Origin of the sequence: Pseudarthrobacter cellobiosi, assembly GCF_023913755.1 — a bacterium.
Classification (GTDB): Bacteria; Actinomycetota; Actinomycetes; order Actinomycetales; family Micrococcaceae; genus Arthrobacter; species Arthrobacter cellobiosi.
In genome coordinates this window covers 16,627-35,092 of the sequence record NZ_JAMXBJ010000043.1, presented here as the reverse complement: position 1 = coordinate 35,092, position 18,466 = coordinate 16,627, and the positions used below count along the sequence as shown (strand labels likewise).

Sequence of the window (18,466 nt, the reverse complement as noted above, 5' to 3'; positions counted from 1 at the left end):
CCCGCACCCCATCCGCCCGGGGACATGGTCCGAATTGCTTCTACGAGGATCCCATCCGGGATCCCGCAGTCTGGCCGGGACATAACGCCCCCCGCCTTACCGGAAGGATTCGGGCCATGCGCACTTCTCCGAACCGCCTTGTCGCCACCGTCTTCGGTGCCGTTTATCTTCTTGTCGGCCTCCTGGGTTTCGTGGTGACCTCCGGCATCGGCTTCTTCGCCACGGAGGGCGCCAACCTCATCATTTTTGAAGTGAATCCGCTGCACAACGTCATCCACCTCGCGATCGGCGGCGCGCTTCTGTACGCGGGCCTGAAAAGCACGGCCATGGCCCGTACGGTCAACACCGGCGTGGGTGCCGTCTATCTCCTGGTCGGTGTGCTTGGGCTGTTCCTGCTGACCTCGCCACTGAACATCATCGCGCTCAACGGTGCCGACAACGTACTCCACTTGGCCAGCGCAGTCCTGCTGCTGGGCGTGGGTCTGTCCATGGACAAGTCCGCAACAGCCGTCCGGGCGTAGCCGGCCATGGCTGCCGAGCCAGGAGAGGGATGGGCTGTCCCGGCCGTCCGGCTCTTCGGCGGCTTCGCAGGATTCGGGGCCGGTTCAGTGAACCTCGCCGTTTCCTCAAGCCTCCTCGCGGAGCCGGGAGTGTCCGGCTCCGTCTGGCAGCCAGCCCTCGCGGTCGTCTCCGGCGGCTGGGGAGTGGCCCTGATCCTCTGGACGGTCCTGGCTTTGCACCGCGGACGGATTGTCGGGTCCGGGCGGACCGTGGCGTTCCTGCTGATGGCATCCGGGGCGCACGTGTCGGCCCTTGCCTTCAGCAGCGACACGTCCAGCCTTCACCTCAGCCACCTCGTGGCGCTCCTGCTGACGCTCATGATTGTCGCTTCGGGCGCCTGGCTGAAGAGGCGCCGGCTCCGGGGAAAGGACGACGACGGCATGGCGCCCGCCGCTGCCCGCCCGGGCATCCTGCTGCTCACCGCTTTCGCCGGTGCCGTGCTGGTGGCCGGAATCGCGACGCCGGGACTCGCCGCCTCCACAGCGGGCCAGTTTGCGGTGCCGCATGGTCAGCACGGCGGTCCGGCCGTGCCGACGGGCCACCATCAGCGCTGACGCAACCGCAAGCTGAGCGTCGCCGCCTTTTGAACGTCGCCCCCAGCTGGAGCTGGAACGTCAGAGAGCCCCTATGCCTTGCGGCACAGGGGCTCTCTGACTATCAGCCTGTTCCGGAGTCCCAGGTTGCTCCGGACTGTCGGCTTGTTCCGTACTCAGTCATCGATCAGTGGTCCACGGCTTTCTCCGCGCCCACACCGGTCAGGGAGCGGACTTCCATTTCGGCTTGCTTGGCAGGGTCCTCGCGCTTCTTGTCCAGCACCGTGCCGAGCCAGCCGAGCAGGAATGCCAGCGGGATGGACACAATGCCAGGGTTGCTCAAGGGGAAGAAGGCGAAGTTGGCGTCCTTGATCATGGAGGTCGCCCCGCCGGATACGACCGGCGAGAAGATGATCAGAAGGATGGCCGAGCCCAGTCCGCCGTACATGCTCCAAACCGCACCCTGCGTGGTGAACCTACGCCAGAACAGGGAGTAGACAATGGTGGGCAGGTTAGCGGATGCAGCGACGGCGAAGGCGAGCGCCACGAGGAAGGCCACGTTCTGGCCGTTGGCGAAGATGCCGCCCAGGATTGCCAGCACGCCGATAACGATTACGGTGCGCCGGGCCACCTTGACCTCGGTGTCGGCGTCGGCCTTGCCCTTGGCGATGACACTGGCGTAGATGTCGTGGGCGAAGGACGCTGCTGCGGTGATTGTCAGCCCGGCCACCACAGCGAGAATGGTGGCGAAGGCGACCGCGGAGATGAAGCCCAGCAGCAACGGCCCGCCCAGGAAGAAGGCCAGCAGCGGTGCGGCCGAGTTGACCCCGCCCGGTGCGGACTTGATGGTGTCGGCACCCACCAGTGCGGCGGCGCCGTAGCCCAGCACTAGGGTGAACAGGTAGAAGAGCCCGATCAGCCAGATCGACCAGACTACGGACTTCCGGGCTTCCTTGGCCGTGGGCACGGTGTAGAACCGCATCAGCACGTGGGGAAGGGCAGCGGTGCCCAGTACCAGGGCGAGTCCGAGGGACATGAAGTCGATCTTGGAGGTGTCAGACTTGCCGTACTGCAGGCCCGGGTTCAGGACAGCCGGGTTGCCGGCGGTTTCAACAGCCGCACCGAGGAGGCTGGAGAGGTTGAAGCCGTAGATGGCGAGGACCCAGAGTGTCATCACGGCAGCGCCGGCGATCAGCAGGACCGCCTTGATGATCTGGACCCAGGTGGTGCCCTTCATCCCGCCGATCAGGACGTACATGATCATCAGGGCGCCGACGACGATGATTACCAAGGCCTGTCCGCCCCAGTCGCTGATGCCCAGCAGCAGGGAAACCAGGCTGCCTGCTCCGGCCATCTGGGCGAGCAGGTAGAAGAAGCAGACGACCAACGTGGAGATGGCGGCCGCGATGCGGACCGGGCGCTGCTTGAGGCGGAAGGAGAGGACATCGGCCATGGTGAACTTTCCGGTGTTCCGGAGCAGTTCGGCCACGAGCAGGAGCGCCACGAGCCAGGCCACCAGGAACCCGATGGAGTACATAAAGCCGTCATAGCCGTTGATGGCGATGGCGCCGGTGATGCCCAGGAACGAGGCAGCGGACAGGTAGTCGCCGGCAATGGCGGTTCCGTTCTGGGATCCGGTGAAGGACCGGCCGGCGGCGTAGTAGTCCGCCGCGGTTTTGTTGTTCCGGCTGGCCCGCAGCACAATCACCATGGTGACGGCGACAAACAGGCCGAAGATGCCCATGTTGAGCAGCGTGGTCTCTTTCAGGTCGGCAACGTCAACGGCCGTGGCAATTCCGATCATTTGGTCACTCCGCTCACGATGTTGCCGTCCTTATCAAACTCATGGCCTTCGATTTCGTTGCGGATCTCGGCCGCGATGGGGTCCAGCTTCCGGTTGGAGTAGCTGACGTACCAGCCGGTGATGGCGAACGTGGAGACGAACTGCAGCAAGCCCAGGATCAGGCCGACGTTGATGTTGCCCCACAGTTTGGTGGACATAAACTCGACGGCGTAGTCAGCCAGCAGGACATACGCGAAGTACCACAGCAGGAATGCCACGGCCATGGGGAACACAAAGCTGCGGTGACGTTTGCGCAGTTCCTGGAACCGCTCTGTCGACTGGACCTGTTCGAAGTCCACGGACGCCGCTGCGTCCGGAGTGTGGGCATCGTTACCCATCGTTCCTCCTCATTGAGACTTGCTTGGTTCACACGGGCCAGCCTGCAGGCAGGATGCGGACAATGTGACTGCAATCACTCTGCGGTGCGGCAGGTGTCAATTCCAGAGCCATGGCCGAAACGGTCGCTCAACGGCTACGATGCTGCGACTAACGGCACCCGGCGCTACGCTGGGCACCATGCCGGACTCCCCGCTCCTGACTGCCGCCGCCGTTGCGGTGATCACCTTGGCGATCGCCGTCGTCGGCGGCGTTGGCATCAAGCTGCTCCGGTCCTTCCGTGAGCTGGGCACCGACGCCGAGCGCGCCACGTACAACACGCTCCACGCTGCATCGAGTGCCGGCCAGCACCTGCGTACGGGCCTCAATCCTGCGGGCGCCGCCAAGGCGAGCCGGCAGCTAAGGAACCTGCTGGGCTGCGATGCGCTGGCAATCACCGATACGGCCGGGGTGCTCGCCTGGGACGGTGCCGCCGAGGAACTGAAGCCCCGGTTGATGGACCTGGCCGCCGACGTCCTGCTCGGCGGGCGGACGGCGGTGCTCCAGGCGCGGGACCTGGGGGCGGGCCTTGCCTCCGGAAGCTTCGCCGCCGTCATCGCGCCGGTTCGTGCGGGCTCACGGGTGGTGGGCGTCGTGGCTGCGTTTGCCCCGGCGGCGGGCGCAGGCCTGGTCCGTGCCACCAGCGAAGTGGCGGACTGGGTGGCCGTCCAGGTGGAGCTGGCTGAGCTGGATGCGTCCCGGACGCTGCTGATGGAAGCCGAAGTGCGGGCGCTGCGTGCCCAGATCAGTCCGCATTTCATCTACAACTCGCTGAACGCCATCGCGTCGTTCATCAACACGGATCCGGAGCGGGCGCGCGAGCTGGTGGTGGAGTTCGCTGATTTTACGAGGTACTCGTTCCGGCGCCACGGCGACTTCACCACGCTGGCGGAGGAACTGCGCTGCATTGACCGGTACCTGCTGCTGGAACGTGCCCGTTTCGGTGACCGCGTCCAGGTCAGCCTGCGGATCGCGCCGGAAGTCCTGAGCACCGTCATCCCGTTCCTGAGCCTGCAGCCGCTGGTGGAGAACGCCGTCCGGCACGGCCTGGAGGCCAAGGAAGGGACGGGCCACATCACCATCACGGCCAATGATTCGGGCGCCTATGCGGAAGTGACCATAGAGGACGACGGCGTGGGGATGGACCCTGCCGAGCTCCAGTCGATGCTGGCCGGGCACCACGACGGCGACCACGTGGGGCTGCGCAACGTGGACGCCCGGCTACGGCAGGTTTACGGGGACCAGCACGGCCTGGTGATCGAGACGGCGCCGGGCGAGGGAACGTTGATCACCATGCGCGTGCCCAAGTCCCAGCCCGGCCACGACGCCTGAACCTGGCGGCCTGATCCCAGCCGCCTCCTGCGGCTAATGTAGGACCATGATTAATGTCCTCGTCGCCGACGACGAGCTACCCGCCGTGGAGGAACTGGCCTACCTGCTGGGCAAGGATGACCGGATCGGGGTCATCCACCGGGCGACTTCCGGCGCTGAGGCATTGCGGGCCCTGAACACCGAAACGATTGACGCCGTCTTCCTGGATATTCACATGCCCGCCGTGTCCGGCCTGGATGTTGCACGCGCCATCACGCGCAGCAGCAAACCGCCGGCCGTGGTGTTTGTGACCGCAGACGAGGACTGCGCCCTGGAAGCCTTCGAACTGGCCGCCGTGGACTACCTGCTCAAGCCCGTCCGGGCCGAGCGGCTCTCCCGGTCGGTGGGCCGAATCAGCGAGCTGCTGCGCGACGGCGGCGGCGCCGCCCCTGAGATGATCACCGTTGACCAGGGCGGCACCACCAGGATGATCAGGCGCGACGACGTCACGTACGTCCAGGCGCAGGGAGACTACGCCCGGCTGCACACCGCCGATGCCAGCTACCTCATCCGCGTGCCGCTGGCAGACCTTGAGCAGCAGTGGGCGGAAGCCGGGTTTATTCGGACGCACCGGTCCTACCTCGTGGCCCTGAAGCATGTGCAGTCCATGAAGCTGGCGGCGGATAAGCCCAGCGTCTCGGTGGCCGGCGCCGGCCTGCCCATCAGCCGCCGCCACCTTCCCCTGGTCAGGGAAAAGCTGGAAGCCACCCGCATCCGGCCGCAGGCATGACCCGGGTCCGCGTCACCGCCCCGCGCTCTGCGCCCCGGCCCTCCGGGGAGTCCCGCGAGGCGGCGGAGGAATCAGATGTGGGACAGGTCTTCGTCCGCTCCCTGATCCGTTCCCAGTTGCGGCTGGCCCTGGTGGTGGCCATCGGCTTTATGCTGATCCTGTGCGCGTTCCCGTTGCTGCTGGCAGCCCTACCGGGCCTCGCCGAGACCCGGATCGCGGGTATCCCGTTCGACTGGATCCTGCTCGGTGCAGGCATCTATCCCGTCATAGGCCTCAGCGCCTGGCTTTATATCCGGACCGCCGCACGGAACGAGGCCCGCTACCGCGACCTGGCCGGGGACAAGTGACCACCTCATGAATCCCGCAGTGGGTGTGATCGCTCTCGTGTTGGTTTCGCTGGCAACAGCCGCCATCGGGTTCTACGGTCTGCGGATTTCCCGGACCACCGGCGATTTCTACGTGGCTTCCCGGACCGTCAAGCCATGGTGGAACGCCTCGGCCATCGGCGGGGAGTACCTCTCTGCGGCGAGTTTCCTGGGCGTGGCCGGACTGATCCTGCTGTCCGGTACCGACGCGCTGTGGTTTCCCGTGGGCTACACCGCCGGCTACCTGATGCTGCTGCTTTTTGTGGCCGCACCGCTGCGCCGCTCCGGCGCGTACACGATCCCGGACTTCACCGAGGCGAGGCTGGATTCGCGCGCAGTCCGCCGTGTGACCAGCGTGGTGGTGGTTGTAGTGGGCTGGCTGTACATTGTGCCTCAGCTCCACGGCGCGGCCTTGACCATCCGGATCACCACGGGGCTGCCGGCCTGGGTGGGCTCCGTGGCCGTGGTGGTTGTGGTGTGCCTGACAGTTGTGGCCGGCGGCATGCGCTCCATTACCTTTGTGCAGGCCTTTCAGTTCTGGCTGAAGCTCACGGCCCTTGCCGTGCCCGTCCTGTTCATCGTGTTCACGCTCGCCGGTGACGGGAGTGCCCCCGCGGCCCCCGCCGTCGTGAATCCCACCGGGCTGGCCCCCGCCGGGCCGTACCAGAACATCTCGCTGCTGGTGGCGCTGCTATTCGGCACGCTGGGACTCCCACATGTCCTGGTCCGCTTCTACACGAATCCGGACGGGCACTCGGCACGGCGGACCACCCTGATCGTGCTCGGGCTGCTCTCCGTTTTTTACCTGTTTCCCACTGCCTACGGGCTGGTGGGGCGGATGTTCGCGCCCGAACTCGCCCGGTCAGGGCAGGCCGACGCGGTGGTTCTCCTGCTGCCGGGGCAGCTGATCGGTGGAACCGCGGGCGACCTGCTCTCAGCGTTGGTGGTGGCCGGGGCCTTCGCCGCGTTCCTGTCCACCACCTCGGGCCTGGTGGTCTCCCTGGCTGGCGTGATCAGCCAGGACGTCCTGGGCGGCGGCGTGCGGGGATTCCGGCTCGCCGCCGTCGTCTCCGCTGTGGTTCCGCTGGGATTTGCCGTGATGACTGATTCCCTGGCTCTGGCCGGCAGTGTGGGCCTGGTGTTCGCGTTTACCGCCTCCAGTGTGTGCCCGGTACTCCTGCTGGGCATCTGGTGGCGGGGACTCACCGACGCCGGCGCCATTGCCGGAATGGTGACCGGCGGCGTCCTCTGCGGCGGCGCCATGGTGTGGGGAACGGTCCTGGGCGCTGCCGGTACGCCCTTCTGGCTGGCCCAGCCGGCGGCGTGGACAGTTCCCGCCGCCTTCGCCGTGACAGTGCTTGTCTCCCGGGGGACAAAACACCGGATTCCGCTGACCATGAGCCGCGTCATGACCCGGCTGCACACTCCCGAACGGCCGTTGATGACCGAACGCTGAGTCCCCTGCCGCGCCAGCGGTCGGGGGGCTCTCGCGCCGGGCGGCTGGAGGGAGGACAACTGCGGCATGTCCACGCAGGACGGGAGCACCCCCAACGAGGCGGACGGCGTCCCGTTGTCGGTCCGGGCGCAGTTGCTCGCCACCGAGCATTGGAGCCTGCTTGCATCCCGCAGCACCACTCAAGGGGAAGTGCTGACCCGCATCAGCATGTTCCTGATGTTCACGTCGGCCAGCCTGGTGAGCCTTGCGTTGGTGGGCCAGGCCACCAGGTTCTCGGACACCTTTGTGATGCTGGCGATGATCGTTCTGGCCACCGACCTGCTGATCGGTCTCCTGACGCAGGTCCGCGTCATGAATGTTGGCATGGAGGACCTGATGTACGTGTTGGCCATGAACCGGCTGAGGGCCGCGTATGTGGACCTGGATCCCGGCATTGCGAAGTACATGCTGGCCGGCCGGCACGACGACGAGGCCGGCATGGACCAGACGTATTATTTCCTCGGGGGCAGGAGCACGTGGAGCCACGTGGCAGGGAGCAGCATGGTGTTTATCACCATGGCCAACGCCGCCCTGACAGCAATCCTGCTGGGCACATTCATGACGCTGCTGGGCTGGCCGACAGCTGCGGCGGTCCTGGTGGGTTCCGTCTGCGGGCTCGCATTTGCTGGAGCCTCATCGTTCCACGGCAACCGGCAGTACCGTGACGTTTGGCAGCGCTTCGCACCGCTCTCCCCCACACCACCGGGCGGGGACTGAAGCCGATCAGTCTACGGAGTCAGTCCCAGCAGCCAGTCAGCGACGTCAGTCGATGGCCGCCATGAGTTCAACCACGCGGTCCAGGAAGGCATCAACCTGGGTCTCTTCGTAACCGTCCTTGCCCACGGCGGGACGGAAGACCACCCGGCGGACATTGTCCACGCTGAGCGGCTTGTCCTCTTCGAGGTAGCCGATCAGGTCGTAGCAAAGATTGTCCACGTCCAGGATGTTGTAACTGCGGGCCTTCTTTTTTGACGGGCGCCGGAAGCGCTCACCGTCAGGCCGGTGGAGGCGGCCCCGGAGGATCCCGGAGAGGCTGCCGATCTCCCGCAGCCAGGCATCCTCGCCCTTGGCGGCGATCAGTTCGTCCCGTTCGCGGCGGGCAAAGGCATCTTCGAGCCGGTCCAGCGCTGCGTCGACGACGGCGGCAGCGTAACCTCCCTTGACCGGGTCAAAAGAGACGCTCCGGACATCGGCGCTGGTGACGGCGTGGATGGCGGCCTTCGGCGTCTCGAGTGCCACCCTGGCCCGCTGGAGGAACTGGTCCACCTGTTTGGCGTTGTACCCGAATTCGTTGCCCCGCACGCGCTCAAACGACGCGGGGATTTTCCGTTGAAAGTCCAATGCCACTGTTGTTCCTTTGTTGCTTCAGCTGGGTCAGGTTACGCACCAGTCTATTGGCGCTGCCGGCGGTCCGGCGGAGATGGTCCGAGAGGGTCGCGTCAGACGCCCGCAACCAGTGCGAACAGCACAAAGGCCACGGGACAGGCGAAGACGATGGAGTCCAGGCGGTCCATGACGCCCCCATGTCCGGGCAGGATGCTGCTCATGTCCTTGATCCCGAGTTCACGCTTGACCATCGACTCGGCCAGGTCTCCTGCGGTGGACGCTGCAACGACGCCCACGGCGAGGATCACACCAACCCACCAGGGTTTGTCCAGCAGGAAAATGCTGGCAAGGATGCCGATCAGCATGGCCCCGGCAATGGAGCCGGCGAAGCCTTCCCATGATTTCTTGGGGCTGATCTTCGGGGCCATAGGGTGTTTGCCCAGCGATGCGCCCACGAGGTAGCCGAACGTGTCGTTCGAGACCACCAGCAGCAGCATCACGGCCACCTGCCAGGCCCCGGGCGGCACGGTTCCGCCAGGCCAGAGACCCACCGGAGTGGCGACGCCGACGGCGTGCAGCGGCAACGTCGCGAAACTGATGAAGAACGGGACCCAGCCCAGCGTGAACACGCCGGCAAAGATGCTGTTCGCTGATCCGGCGGGGCTCTCCACTGAACGCCAGAGGAGGACTGCCACGCAGCTCAGGAGCATGGCGAAAAGCAGGCTCTCAAGACCGCCGAGATAGGCGGCGAACGGCATGGCGACTGTACCCACCATGACCGGGACGATGGGCATCCTGGTCCCGTTCGCCTCCAGGGCACGGAAGATCTCCCAGACTCCGAAGACCGCGAACCCGGTGGTGACAGCCACGAATCCGAGCGGGAGGAAAACCAGCCCGCCCAGCACGCCGATCAGCATGGCCAGGCCCACCACAATGGCTGCCGGAAGATTCCGGCCAGCCTTGGGCGTCGGATTGCTCCGCAACTGTTTCCCCCTGGTGCGCGCCCTTTGTGTGGGGGCCTGCTCTGCCTGGCTCATCAGACTTCGAGCAGCTCTGCTTCCTTGCGCTTGAGCAGCTCGTCGATGCCGTCCACGTGCGATTTGGTCAGGCCATCCAGTTCCTTTTCGGCGCGGCTGCCTTCGTCCTCGCCGGCTTCGCCGTCCTTGACGAGCTTGTCCAGCGTTTCCTTGGCCTTTCGCCGGATGTTTCGGATGGAGATCTTCGCGTCCTCGCCCTTGGTCTTGACGATCTTGACGTATTCCTTGCGGCGTTCCTGGGTCAGGTCCGGGATGGTGATCCTGATGACGTTGCCGTCGTTGGAGGGGTTGGCGCCCACCTCGGAATCACTCAGGGCCCGCTCGATGTCGCGCAGTGCGGTCTTATCGAACGGCGTGATGAGGATGGTGCGCGCGTCCGGAATGGCGAAGGAGGCAAGCTGCTGCAGCGGGGTGGGCGAACCGTAGTAGTCCACCAGGACCTTGTTGTAAAGGCCCGGGTTTGCCCGTCCTGTGCGGATCGAGGCGAAGTCTTCCTTGGCTACCTCTACCGCCTTGTCCATCTTCTCTTCGGCTTCGAGCAAGGTTTCTTCGATCACGGTCTCTCCTCAGAAATCAGTGCAGTCCGGGTACCGGTTCCCTGCACAATCTTGGTTCAGTGTTCCTGGTTCCATTGTTGCCCGGTTGCGGGCGTGGAACCGTGCTCAGATCATCCTAGCTGCAGCTACGGGGTCACCAGGGTACCGAGCTTTTCGCCCAGGATGGCGCGGGTGACGTTCCCTTCGCCTTCCATCCCGAAAACCACCATGGACAGGTTGTTGTCCTTGCACATGGTCATTGCGGTTTGGTCCATGACCCTGATGTCGCGGCGCAGGGCGTCGTCGTAGCTCAGGGTGTCCAGCTTCTCGGCAGTGGGGTCCTTCTTGGGATCCGCGGTGTAGACGGCGTCCACGCCGCTCTTGGCCATCAGGACGACGTCCGCGTGGACCTCCAGAGCGCGCTGGGCGGCCACTGTGTCCGTGGAGAAGTACGGCAGGCCGGCTCCGGCTCCGAAGATGACCACACGGCCCTTTTCCATGTGGCGGATGGCCCGGCGGGGAATGTACGCCTCGGCCACCTGCCCCATGGTGATGGCGCTCTGGACGCGGGTTTCAACGCCGGCCTGCTCCAGGAAGTCCTGCAGTGCCAGGCAGTTCATGACGGTGCCGAGCATGCCCATGTAGTCGGCGCGCGAGCGGTCCATGCCGCTCTGGGACAGTTCCGCGCCGCGGAAAAAGTTACCGCCGCCGACGACGATGGCAACTTCCACTTCGGGGACCGCTGCGGCGATCTGCTTGGCGACGCCGCGCACGGTGTCGGGATCAACGCCCAGCTTGCCGCCGCCGAAGACCTCGCCCGACAACTTCAGGAGGACGCGGCGCCTGCTTTTCTCTGGCTGGCTTGAAGAATTGACGGCTTCCATGGGTGCCTTCCCGTTGGTGAACTCTGAAAAAGGTTATCGTGCGGGGTGGCCAAAGGTCTCATCGGACGTTTAGCCGGTGCATGCAAAAGGGGCGGCCACCGAAGTGGCCACCCCTTTGCGGATTCGACTAGGAGCCGACGCGGAAACGTGCGAAGGACGTGCCCTTGACGCCGGCCTCTTCGAGGACCTGCGCCACAGACTTCTTGGCGTCCTTGGCGAAAGCCTGGTCAACCAAGACCTCACCCTTGTAGAAGCCTGTAACGCGGCCTTCCACAATCTTGGACATTGCAGCCTCGGGCTTGCCTTCAGCCTTGGCGGTCTCTTCGGCAATGCGACGCTCGGACTCGACCAGGTCGGACGGAACGTCTTCGCGGGTCAGGTAGTTCGGGGACATCGCTGCGATGTGCACTGCAACGTCGTGTGCGGCGGTGGCAGCGGCTTCGCCTTCACCGTCAACAGCGAACAGGACGCCGACCTGGGCCGGGAGATCCTTGGACGTCTTGTGCAGGTAAGCGTCAACAGTGCCGCCCTCAATGCGGGACAGCTTGCGGACAACTACCTTTTCGCCAAGGATTGCGCCCTCTTCGACGACAACCTCGGACAGCGGCTTGCCGTCAACTTCGATGGCCAGGAGGGTGTCGAGGTCGGCAGCGCCGGACTCCACAGCCACGGCCAGGACCTTGTCGGCCAGCTGGATGAACTTGTCAGCCTTGGCAACAAAGTCGGTCTCGCAGTTGACCTCGATCATCACGCCGACGCCGTTGCTGACCTTTGCGGCCACCAGGCCTTCAGCGGTGGAGCGGCCTTCGCGCTTGGTAGCGCCCTTGAGGCCCTTGATGCGGATGATCTCGATGGCCTTTTCGGCGTCACCGTTGGCTTCGTCAAGAGCCTTCTTGACATCCATCATGCCGGCGCCGGTGCGCTCGCGCAGAGCCTTGATATCAGCGGCAGTGTAGTTCGCCATGTGAACCCCTCTGTCTAGAAAATGTATGTGGTGTACGGACCGACAGGACAGCGGCTCACCGGGTGAGCCGCCATCCTGTCAGGTGCGCCGGCGCTGCAGGCAGCGCCGGAGAATCCGGATTTACTAGTGTTACTTGTCAGCGTCGGCGGCGGGAGCCTCGGCAGCAGCCGGAGCTTCCTCGGCAACCGGAGCAGCTTCTTCGGCTGCCGGAGCGGCAGCTTCTTCAGCAGCCGGAGCAGCCTCAGCGGTAGGTGCTTCTTCAGTCTTGCTGCCTTCGAGGAGTTCGCGCTCCCACTCAGCCAGCGGCTCTTCCGGAGCTTCCGTGGTGCCCGTGGCGCGGTTGTGGCGGGCGATGAGGCCCTCAGCAACGGCGTCGGCGACAACGCGGGTCAGCAGGTTCACCGAGCGGATGGCGTCGTCGTTGCCCGGGATGGGGAAGTCGACTTCGTCAGGATCGCAGTTGGTGTCCAAGATGGCCACAACCGGGATGTTCAGCTTCTTGGCTTCGTCAACGGCCAGGTGTTCCTTCTTGGTGTCCACGATCCAGAGCACGGAAGGTGCCTTGGTCAGGTTGCGGATACCGCCGAGGTTGGTTTCCAGCTTGGTGAGTTCACGGCGAAGGAGCAGCAGTTCCTTCTTGGTGTACGCGGAACCGGCGACGTCGTCGAAGTCGATCTCTTCCAGTTCCTTCATGCGCTGGATGCGCTTGGAAACGGTCTGGAAGTTGGTCAGCATACCGCCGAGCCAGCGCTGGTTCACGTAAGGCTGTCCAACACGGGTAGCCTGCTCAGCGATGGATTCCTGGGCCTGCTTCTTGGTGCCGACGAAGAGTACGGTGCCGCCGTGTGCAACGGTGGCCTTTACGAACTCGTAAGCACGGTCGATGTAGGACAGCGACTGCTGAAGGTCAATGATGTAGATGCCGTTGCGCTCCGTGAAGATGAATCGCTTCATCTTCGGGTTCCAACGGCGGGTCTGGTGTCCAAAGTGGACGCCGCTGTCAAGCAGCTGGCGCATAGTTACGACGGGCATGCCGGCGCTCCTTCCGGCAGGTCATTCATGAGAGAGCCTTTCAGGCTCTCTTACCCTGCCAATAGTTGACGGTTATTTAGCGTGGCCCAAGGCGGGCCGTGCTCCTGGCATCCATTGCGACTCTCATCAGGACCGCGAGGCCCTGACCGCAAGAGACACAATCCTCCTCATATAAAGCCGGGGCTTCAGATTTGGAGGGCTGGATACGCGTAGTCAGTTGCTGCTCCCCCGCATTCCTGAATGAGGCGTGCCGACGCAAGCGTTGAGGGCACAGCAAACTGCTCCATCAAGTGTACAACAGGAGCCAATAGCCGAAGGACAACCCGAGGGCCTTCGACGGGCGTTTTCCACATGGCCAAAGTGCGCACTCCCGCTGAGGGATCCGGCACGCAAAGCTGGGTTTATGAAAGCAATAGTTGCCCTCGCGGCAGTGCTCTTACTGCCGGCCGCGGCGGCTCCAGCGGATACAGCGCCGCGCGCTTCCTGGGAGTGGCCGCTCTCCCCCAGGCCCGCTGTGCTGCGCGCCTTTGACCCGCCGGACAAGCCGTGGATGAGCGGGCACCGCGGCGTGGACCTTGAGGCAACGCACGACGGCGTCCCGGTCACCTCGCCAGAGTCCGGCACCGTCAGTTTCGTGGGAGTAGTGGTGGACCGCCCCGTGATTACCATCGATCACGGGGGCGGTCTCCGCAGCAGTTTTGAGCCAGTCGAAAGCTCGCTCACGGCCGGGGCCGCGGTGGCGAAGGGCGAGATCATCGGAACGCTGCAACCCGGGCACTGCAGCGCTCTTGCCTGCGTCCATTGGGGCGTGAGGCAGGGGGACGCCTACGTCAATCCGCTGGAATTCGTCACCGACCTCCGCCCGTCCATTCTGCTGCCCCTGGGGCTGGACACTGGCTGACCGCCGAGCGCTGACGGCTGACGGCTGACGGCTGACGGCTGACGGCTCTAGACGATCGCCGAGATCCCGGTGATGGCGCGGCCGGTCACGAGGGTGTTGATCTCGTGGGTTCCCTCATACGAGTAGATGGCTTCCGCGTCAGCGAAGATCTTGGCCATCTCGAAGTCGGTCACGATGCCGTTGCCGCCCAGGAGGCTGCGGCCGATCGCGACGCTCTCGCGCATCCGTGCGGTGGTAAATGCCTTGGCAAGGGCGGACTGTTCATCCTTGGCCTGGCCGGCATCCTCCAGCTGGGAAAGCCGGACCATCATGCCCATGGAGCTGACGGCGTTCCCGAGGATCTGCACCAGCTGGCTTTGGACGAGCTGGAATGATGCCAGCGGGCGGCCGAACTGGTGGCGTTCCACAGCGTAGCGGCGGGCCACGTCGAAGGCGGCCAATTGCTGGCCGACTGCCTGCCAGCCGACGGACAGCCGCGTGACTTTCAGGACCTTGTTGGTGTCGCGGAAGCTGTTGGCGCCCGCCAGCTTGAAGAAGTCCGGAACCACCACGTCCTCCAGGACGATGTCTGCGTTCTGGACTGTCCGGAGGGAGATCTTGTTTTCAATCTTGGTGGCGATGAAGCCGGGCAGCGCCGTATCCACAAGGAAACCCTTGACCTGGTTGTCGGCGAGGTCGCGGGCGTAGATGACCACCCAATCCGAGAATGTAGCGTTGCCGATCCAGCGCTTGGCGCCATTGAGGATCCAGGTGTCGCCGTCGCGCTGTGCCGTGGTGCGCGTGCCGCCGGCTACGTCGGAACCTCCCAGCGGCTCCGTAAGACCGAACGCGCCGATCTTCTTCAGCGAATAAATATCCGGGAGCCAGGCGTCCTGCTGTTCTTGGGAGGCAAGGGCCTCGATGGAGCCGGTGAACAGTCCGTCGTGCACACCCATGAAGGTAGCGATGGAGGTATCGGCGCGCGTTGCCTCGGCGTGGACCAGGCCGGCGAACAGGTTGGAGTAGCCCTGGCGCCGCACGGGGCTCACCAGGTCGATTTCGGCCAGCTTGGGAATGAGCTCCATGGGGAACTCGCCGCGGTTCCAGCAGTCCACGGCAATCGGCCGGACTTCGCGGGCGAGGAAACCCCGGATCTCGGCGAGCCGGTCCTGCTCCTTGGCGGTGAGAAGCTGCTCGAAGGCGAAGAAGTCGCCGTCGGCGTACGGAAGGTTGTTGATGTCAACAGAGGCTTTGGACATTGGTTCCCTCGCAAAGATCAGCAGCGCGGACAGGCCAGCCATGGCAGGACAGGCCGGGACTCAGCGGCAGCGGTAAGTTACTGGTCAGTAACATACCGCAGATTGCGGGAAAACGAAAGAAACCGCGGCCGACGATCTCTCGTCAGCCGCGGTTCCACGATGGTTTGGTTCCTGCGGTGTCGTGCTTGGGTAGGGCTACTCGGACTTGAACCGAGGACCTTAGGATTATGAGTCCCGCGCTCTAACCAGCTGAGCTATAGCCCCCTGCCCTTGCCGGCGTGGTCCGCGGAGGACTTCGGCTTCAGCAGGGCAAAAACACTCTAGCAAACACTGGCGGGCATCAGGACCACGCAGTCAGGATGCCAAGGCCCGCCCCAGACTGGGGCGGGCCACTGCAAGACCGCTGTCAGACCGCCTTGTCGTCGTAGCTCGCACCCCGGTAGAGGTCCTCGAAGGTCTGCAGCGTCCCCTCGATGCTGTGCGGCTCCACCATCCGCCGGCTGGCCTGACCCATTGCCGCCCGTTCCTCGGCTGGCAGCTGCAGGATCCGCGTGATCTTGGCTGCGAGGTCGTCGCTGTCGTTGGGTGTGAACAGGTAGCCGTTCTCGCCGTCGCGCACCAGGTGCGGCAGTGCCATGGCATCCGCCAACAGGACGGGCGTGGAGGCAGACATGGCCTCAAGGGTCACCAGTGACTGAAGCTCCGCGGTCCCCGGCATGCAGAACAGGTCCGCCTTGATGTAGGCCTCCCGGAGGTCCTCATCGCTGGCCAGTCCCAGGAATTTCACCCGCTCCCCCAGTCCGAGCCGTTCCGCCTGCGCTTCAAGAGCGGCGCGGACTTCGCCGCCGCCCACAATTTCCAGGTGGACGTTGAGCTCCGCGGGGGTCTTGGACACGGCATTGATGAGCACGTCCACGTGCTTTTCCTCGGCCAGGCGCCCCACAAACACCACTGTTGGATGGGCGTGCGGTTCGATCACTTCGCCGGGCTGCAGCTCATAGGCTGCGGAGTCAATGCCGTTGGAGAGTGGGAGCACCTTGTGCAGGAAAGCGTGCTGGTGCATGGCCTTGGCCGCCAATGGTGTGGGCGTGGTGACGACGTCGGCCTGGCCCATGACCTTGCCCATGTCCTTCCAGGAGATCTTGCCGATGATGTCCTTGAACCACTGCGGGAACGGCAGGAACGGGTTCAGGTTTTCAGGCATGAAGTGGTTGGTGGCCACGATCCTGATGCCCCGCTTCGCCGCTTCGTAGAGGACGTGCTCGCCGATCATGTAGTGGCTCTGGATGTGCACAACATCGGGCTTGATCCGATCGAAAAGGAGGCCGATCTCCTTCTTGATTTCCCAGGGGAAGCAGATGCGGAAGTATTCGTGCGTGAAGACCCCGTGGGAACGGAGCCGATGCACGGTGGCCTCGGAGCGGAACTCGGTGAAGCTCGCGCCGTCGTCCGCCCGGCAAGCCAGCACATGCACGTTGTGGCCGCGTCCGCTCATACCGTTGGCCAGACGGTAGCTGAACTGCGCGGCCCCGTTGATGTGGGGCGGATACGTATCCGCGGCGATCAGGATGGTCAGGGGAGGCTGGTCAGAGGGCGTTGTCACGTGAAGAGCTCCTGAAGGTCACGGCACGGGCAGCTGTCGCTGGCCGCACCGGTTGGCCGCCGGCACGGTAGCACGGGGCCTTTTGGAATCGGCTGGTAATGAAAGTGCACGAGTTGGGTAAACAAGCTAGTGGGACGCCCTGCCCGCCGCCTTCCGCGCATCTTTCCTGCGCTTGGTGACCTCGGGATGGTGCCGGGAAAGGGCGATCACCCCCACGATAGCAAGCGAAGCAGCCGTAGCCATGGCAATCGCCATCACGGCGTGGACGTCCGGGCGGAGCTCGCCCAGGATCACGATGCCGATGGCGATGCCCACGATCGGGTCGATGACTGTCAGCCCGGCGATGACAAGGTCCGGCGGGCCGCCCGAGTAGGCGCTCTGCACAAACCAGGAACCCAGGCCGCCGGCCGCCGCGATGGCCACCACCGAATACCACTGGACATTGAGCAGCGCCAGCCCGTTGGGGTCCAGCAGGTGCTTGCCGATGATGCGCGTCAGTACCGCGACAAAGCCGAACAGAACGCCGGCGCCGAGGATGTAGACAAACGCGCTCATCCGGTGCCGGAACATGACCGCCAGGGTGCCGAACACGCCGACGGCCAGTGCCAGCAGCAGCACAATGGTGAGCTCGTCCTCCTGGCTCACATGGTGGTTCTCCTGCGTCACGTTGACGGCGAGTAGGACAAAGAGTGCGGAACCGGTCACGCAGGCCGCGATGGACACCATGGTGGCCCGGTTGATGGTGATGTCCTGGTCGCGGGCGTTCACCACGGTGGTAATGACCAGCGCAATGGCGCCTATCGGCTGCACCACCGTCAGCGGCGCGGAGACCAGGGCCACCGCGTTCATTCCCATCCCGAGGCACAGCAGGAGAAGTCCCAGCACCCACCGCGGATTGCGGAGTAGGCGGAGGAAGCCGTTTGAACTCAGCGCCAGCCCGCCGGTGTCGGCTTTGACGGCGCTCCCCTGCTTCTGCGCACCCAGGGCAAGGCAGAATGCCCCAAGCACCGCCAGCAGGACCGCCACCCACACCATCAGGCGGTGCCGCCGTCGTGATGGGACTGCTGACGGCCCTTCCGCAGAATGGCCCAGAAATAGTTGTACGCGGCAATCCAGTGGCCGGTGAGCCCAAGTCCCAGCACGATCCAGGCTGCAATGTACAGCGGCCCGGCAAACGGGGTGTCCAATCGCGACAGGACCAGCAGGGGTGTGCCCAGGAGCAGGAGTCCGGTGCGGACTTTGCCCACACGGCTCACTGGCAGGTCCGGATGGCCCCGGAAGTAGGAGAGCGTCAGCACCAGGAGCACGGCGTCAGGCACCAGGAGTGCGGCCAGGTACAGCCAATGGACGACGCCGGCAATCACCAGGGTGACCGCCACCGCGATCAGGGCAAGCCGGTCAGCCAGCGGATCCATGACGCGGCCGAGCTTGGACGCCTGGTCGAAGCGGCGGGCCACGTAGCCATCAATCCAGTCGGTTCCCGCCATGACCACCAGGACCACAACGGCGGTCCCATATTCCTTCTGGGCCAGGACCAGCCAGACAAAAAGTGGTACGCCCATAAAGCGCAGCACTGTCAGGGCGTTGGGGATGGTGAAGACGCGGTCGTGGTCAATCTGGGGGCGGCCGGGCCGCGCACCAGCGCCGATGAACCTCAATCCGTCCCCCTTCC

Annotated in this window: 20 protein-coding genes and 1 tRNA gene; 8 read left to right on the top strand and 13 right to left on the bottom strand. The window is 64.7% G+C overall.

The genetic code is table 11. The features are described 5' to 3' along the window. Positions 1-116: 116 nt before the first annotated feature. Together NG696_RS09740 and NG696_RS09735 are read left to right on the top strand one after the other, a co-directional pair. Positions 117-521 (top strand): DUF4383 domain-containing protein, encoded by a 405-nt coding sequence (locus NG696_RS09740; protein ID WP_252564878.1) that lies wholly within the window; start codon positions 117-119, stop codon positions 519-521. Positions 522-527: 6 nt separating this feature from the next. Next, positions 528-1,115: a hypothetical protein gene (locus NG696_RS09735; RefSeq protein ID WP_252575286.1), complete on the top strand. Its 588-nt coding sequence runs from the start codon at positions 528-530 to the stop codon at positions 1,113-1,115. A 166-nt stretch (positions 1,116-1,281) separates the two neighbouring features. Here NG696_RS09735 and NG696_RS09730 read toward each other — a convergent pair whose 3' ends face one another. Beyond that, positions 1,282-2,898 (bottom strand): monocarboxylic acid transporter, encoded by a 1,617-nt coding sequence (locus NG696_RS09730; protein ID WP_252564881.1) that lies wholly within the window; start codon positions 2,896-2,898, stop codon positions 1,282-1,284. After that, positions 2,895-3,275, bottom strand: a complete 381-nt coding sequence (locus tag NG696_RS09725; protein ID WP_252564883.1) for a DUF485 domain-containing protein — start codon at positions 3,273-3,275, stop codon at positions 2,895-2,897. The genes NG696_RS09730 and NG696_RS09725 overlap by 4 nt, the downstream gene beginning before the upstream one ends. Before the next feature lie 178 nt (positions 3,276-3,453). Here NG696_RS09725 and NG696_RS09720 point away from each other — a divergent pair, with 178 nt between their 5' ends. The 5 genes from NG696_RS09720 to NG696_RS09700 all read left to right on the top strand — a co-directional run bounded on the left by NG696_RS09720 (position 3,454) and on the right by NG696_RS09700 (position 7,990). Then, a complete protein-coding gene (locus tag NG696_RS09720; RefSeq protein ID WP_252564885.1) occupies positions 3,454-4,644 on the top strand; it encodes a sensor histidine kinase in 1,191 nt (396 codons plus the stop codon). Between the two features lie 46 nt (positions 4,645-4,690). Continuing rightward, positions 4,691-5,413: a LytR/AlgR family response regulator transcription factor gene (locus NG696_RS09715; RefSeq protein WP_252564887.1), complete on the top strand. Its 723-nt coding sequence runs from the start codon at positions 4,691-4,693 to the stop codon at positions 5,411-5,413. After that, positions 5,410-5,760 carry a hypothetical protein gene (locus tag NG696_RS09710; protein ID WP_252564889.1) on the top strand — a complete coding sequence of 117 codons (351 nt, stop codon included), beginning with the start codon at positions 5,410-5,412 and terminating at the stop codon, positions 5,758-5,760. The genes NG696_RS09715 and NG696_RS09710 overlap by 4 nt, the downstream gene beginning before the upstream one ends. A 7-nt stretch (positions 5,761-5,767) precedes the next feature. After that, positions 5,768-7,234, top strand: a complete 1,467-nt coding sequence (locus NG696_RS09705; protein WP_252564891.1) for a sodium/solute symporter — start codon at positions 5,768-5,770, stop codon at positions 7,232-7,234. A 66-nt stretch (positions 7,235-7,300) separates the two neighbouring features. Next, positions 7,301-7,990, top strand: coding sequence for a hypothetical protein (locus NG696_RS09700; protein WP_252564892.1), 690 nt, complete (start codon positions 7,301-7,303; stop codon positions 7,988-7,990). 45 nt (positions 7,991-8,035) lie between these two features. On the opposite strand, the gene NG696_RS09695 is transcribed toward NG696_RS09700, so the two are convergent. The 6 genes from NG696_RS09695 to rpsB all read right to left on the bottom strand — a co-directional run bounded on the left by NG696_RS09695 (position 8,036) and on the right by rpsB (position 13,052). Continuing rightward, a complete protein-coding gene (locus NG696_RS09695) occupies positions 8,036-8,620 on the bottom strand; it encodes a DivIVA domain-containing protein (protein ID WP_056348278.1) in 585 nt (194 codons plus the stop codon). 92 nt (positions 8,621-8,712) lie between these two features. Then, on the bottom strand, positions 8,713-9,636 hold the full coding sequence (locus NG696_RS09690; RefSeq protein ID WP_252564894.1) for a phosphatidate cytidylyltransferase: 924 nt from the start codon (positions 9,634-9,636) through the stop codon (positions 8,713-8,715). After that, entirely contained in the window at positions 9,636-10,193 is a 558-nt protein-coding gene (gene frr, locus NG696_RS09685) for a ribosome recycling factor (RefSeq protein WP_056348274.1), read from the bottom strand. The genes NG696_RS09690 and frr overlap by 1 nt, the downstream gene beginning before the upstream one ends. A gap of 125 nt (positions 10,194-10,318) precedes the next feature. Then, on the bottom strand, positions 10,319-11,056 hold the full coding sequence (gene pyrH, locus NG696_RS09680) for a UMP kinase (RefSeq protein ID WP_252564896.1): 738 nt from the start codon (positions 11,054-11,056) through the stop codon (positions 10,319-10,321). Positions 11,057-11,183: 127 nt separating this feature from the next. Next, positions 11,184-12,020 (bottom strand): translation elongation factor Ts, encoded by an 837-nt coding sequence (gene tsf, locus NG696_RS09675; RefSeq protein ID WP_058929534.1) that lies wholly within the window; start codon positions 12,018-12,020, stop codon positions 11,184-11,186. A gap of 129 nt (positions 12,021-12,149) precedes the next feature. Then, a complete protein-coding gene (gene rpsB, locus NG696_RS09670; RefSeq protein WP_252564898.1) occupies positions 12,150-13,052 on the bottom strand; it encodes a 30S ribosomal protein S2 in 903 nt (300 codons plus the stop codon). A gap of 403 nt (positions 13,053-13,455) precedes the next feature. Here rpsB and NG696_RS09665 point away from each other — a divergent pair, with 403 nt between their 5' ends. Then, on the top strand, positions 13,456-13,953 hold the full coding sequence (locus NG696_RS09665) for a M23 family metallopeptidase (RefSeq protein WP_252564900.1): 498 nt from the start codon (positions 13,456-13,458) through the stop codon (positions 13,951-13,953). 47 nt (positions 13,954-14,000) lie between these two features. Here NG696_RS09665 and NG696_RS09660 read toward each other — a convergent pair whose 3' ends face one another. The 5 genes from NG696_RS09660 to NG696_RS09640 form a co-directional block, all read right to left on the bottom strand. Continuing rightward, positions 14,001-15,191: an acyl-CoA dehydrogenase family protein gene (locus tag NG696_RS09660; protein ID WP_252564902.1), complete on the bottom strand. Its 1,191-nt coding sequence runs from the start codon at positions 15,189-15,191 to the stop codon at positions 14,001-14,003. Positions 15,192-15,381: 190 nt separating this feature from the next. Continuing rightward, a tRNA-Ile gene (locus tag NG696_RS09655) sits at positions 15,382-15,455 on the bottom strand. A gap of 142 nt (positions 15,456-15,597) precedes the next feature. Then, positions 15,598-16,794 carry a glycosyltransferase gene (locus NG696_RS09650; RefSeq protein ID WP_252564904.1) on the bottom strand — a complete coding sequence of 399 codons (1,197 nt, stop codon included), beginning with the start codon at positions 16,792-16,794 and terminating at the stop codon, positions 15,598-15,600. 126 nt (positions 16,795-16,920) lie between these two features. Beyond that, positions 16,921-17,829 (bottom strand): DMT family transporter, encoded by a 909-nt coding sequence (locus tag NG696_RS09645; RefSeq protein WP_058929538.1) that lies wholly within the window; start codon positions 17,827-17,829, stop codon positions 16,921-16,923. Then, positions 17,829-18,452, bottom strand: a complete 624-nt coding sequence (locus NG696_RS09640) for a CDP-alcohol phosphatidyltransferase family protein (protein ID WP_252564907.1) — start codon at positions 18,450-18,452, stop codon at positions 17,829-17,831. Before NG696_RS09640 ends, NG696_RS09645 begins: the two co-directional genes overlap by 1 nt. Between the last annotated feature and the right edge of the window lie 14 nt (positions 18,453-18,466).

Bases quoted from the DNA above. Each gene is read 5' to 3' on its own strand.
- NG696_RS09700 (WP_252564892.1), top strand. From the start codon at position 7,301: ATGTCCACGCAGGACGGGAGCACCCCCAACGAGGCGGACGGCGTCCCG.
- NG696_RS09705 (WP_252564891.1), top strand. From the start codon at position 5,768: ATGAATCCCGCAGTGGGTGTGATCGCTCTCGTGTTGGTTTCGCTGGCA.
- rpsB (WP_252564898.1), bottom strand. From the start codon at position 13,052: ATGCCCGTCGTAACTATGCGCCAGCTGCTTGACAGCGGCGTCCACTTT.
- NG696_RS09725 (WP_252564883.1), bottom strand. From the start codon at position 3,275: ATGGGTAACGATGCCCACACTCCGGACGCAGCGGCGTCCGTGGACTTC.
- NG696_RS09645 (WP_058929538.1), bottom strand. From the start codon at position 17,829: ATGGTGTGGGTGGCGGTCCTGCTGGCGGTGCTTGGGGCATTCTGCCTT.
- NG696_RS09710 (WP_252564889.1), top strand. From the start codon at position 5,410: ATGACCCGGGTCCGCGTCACCGCCCCGCGCTCTGCGCCCCGGCCCTCC.
- NG696_RS09720 (WP_252564885.1), top strand. From the start codon at position 3,454: ATGCCGGACTCCCCGCTCCTGACTGCCGCCGCCGTTGCGGTGATCACC.
- NG696_RS09715 (WP_252564887.1), top strand. From the start codon at position 4,691: ATGATTAATGTCCTCGTCGCCGACGACGAGCTACCCGCCGTGGAGGAA.
- tsf (WP_058929534.1), bottom strand. From the start codon at position 12,020: ATGGCGAACTACACTGCCGCTGATATCAAGGCTCTGCGCGAGCGCACC.
- NG696_RS09735 (WP_252575286.1), top strand. From the start codon at position 528: ATGGCTGCCGAGCCAGGAGAGGGATGGGCTGTCCCGGCCGTCCGGCTC.
- NG696_RS09690 (WP_252564894.1), bottom strand. From the start codon at position 9,636: ATGAGCCAGGCAGAGCAGGCCCCCACACAAAGGGCGCGCACCAGGGGG.
- NG696_RS09665 (WP_252564900.1), top strand. From the start codon at position 13,456: ATGAAAGCAATAGTTGCCCTCGCGGCAGTGCTCTTACTGCCGGCCGCG.
- NG696_RS09740 (WP_252564878.1), top strand. From the start codon at position 117: ATGCGCACTTCTCCGAACCGCCTTGTCGCCACCGTCTTCGGTGCCGTT.
- pyrH (WP_252564896.1), bottom strand. From the start codon at position 11,056: ATGGAAGCCGTCAATTCTTCAAGCCAGCCAGAGAAAAGCAGGCGCCGC.
- NG696_RS09660 (WP_252564902.1), bottom strand. From the start codon at position 15,191: ATGTCCAAAGCCTCTGTTGACATCAACAACCTTCCGTACGCCGACGGC.
- NG696_RS09730 (WP_252564881.1), bottom strand. From the start codon at position 2,898: ATGATCGGAATTGCCACGGCCGTTGACGTTGCCGACCTGAAAGAGACC.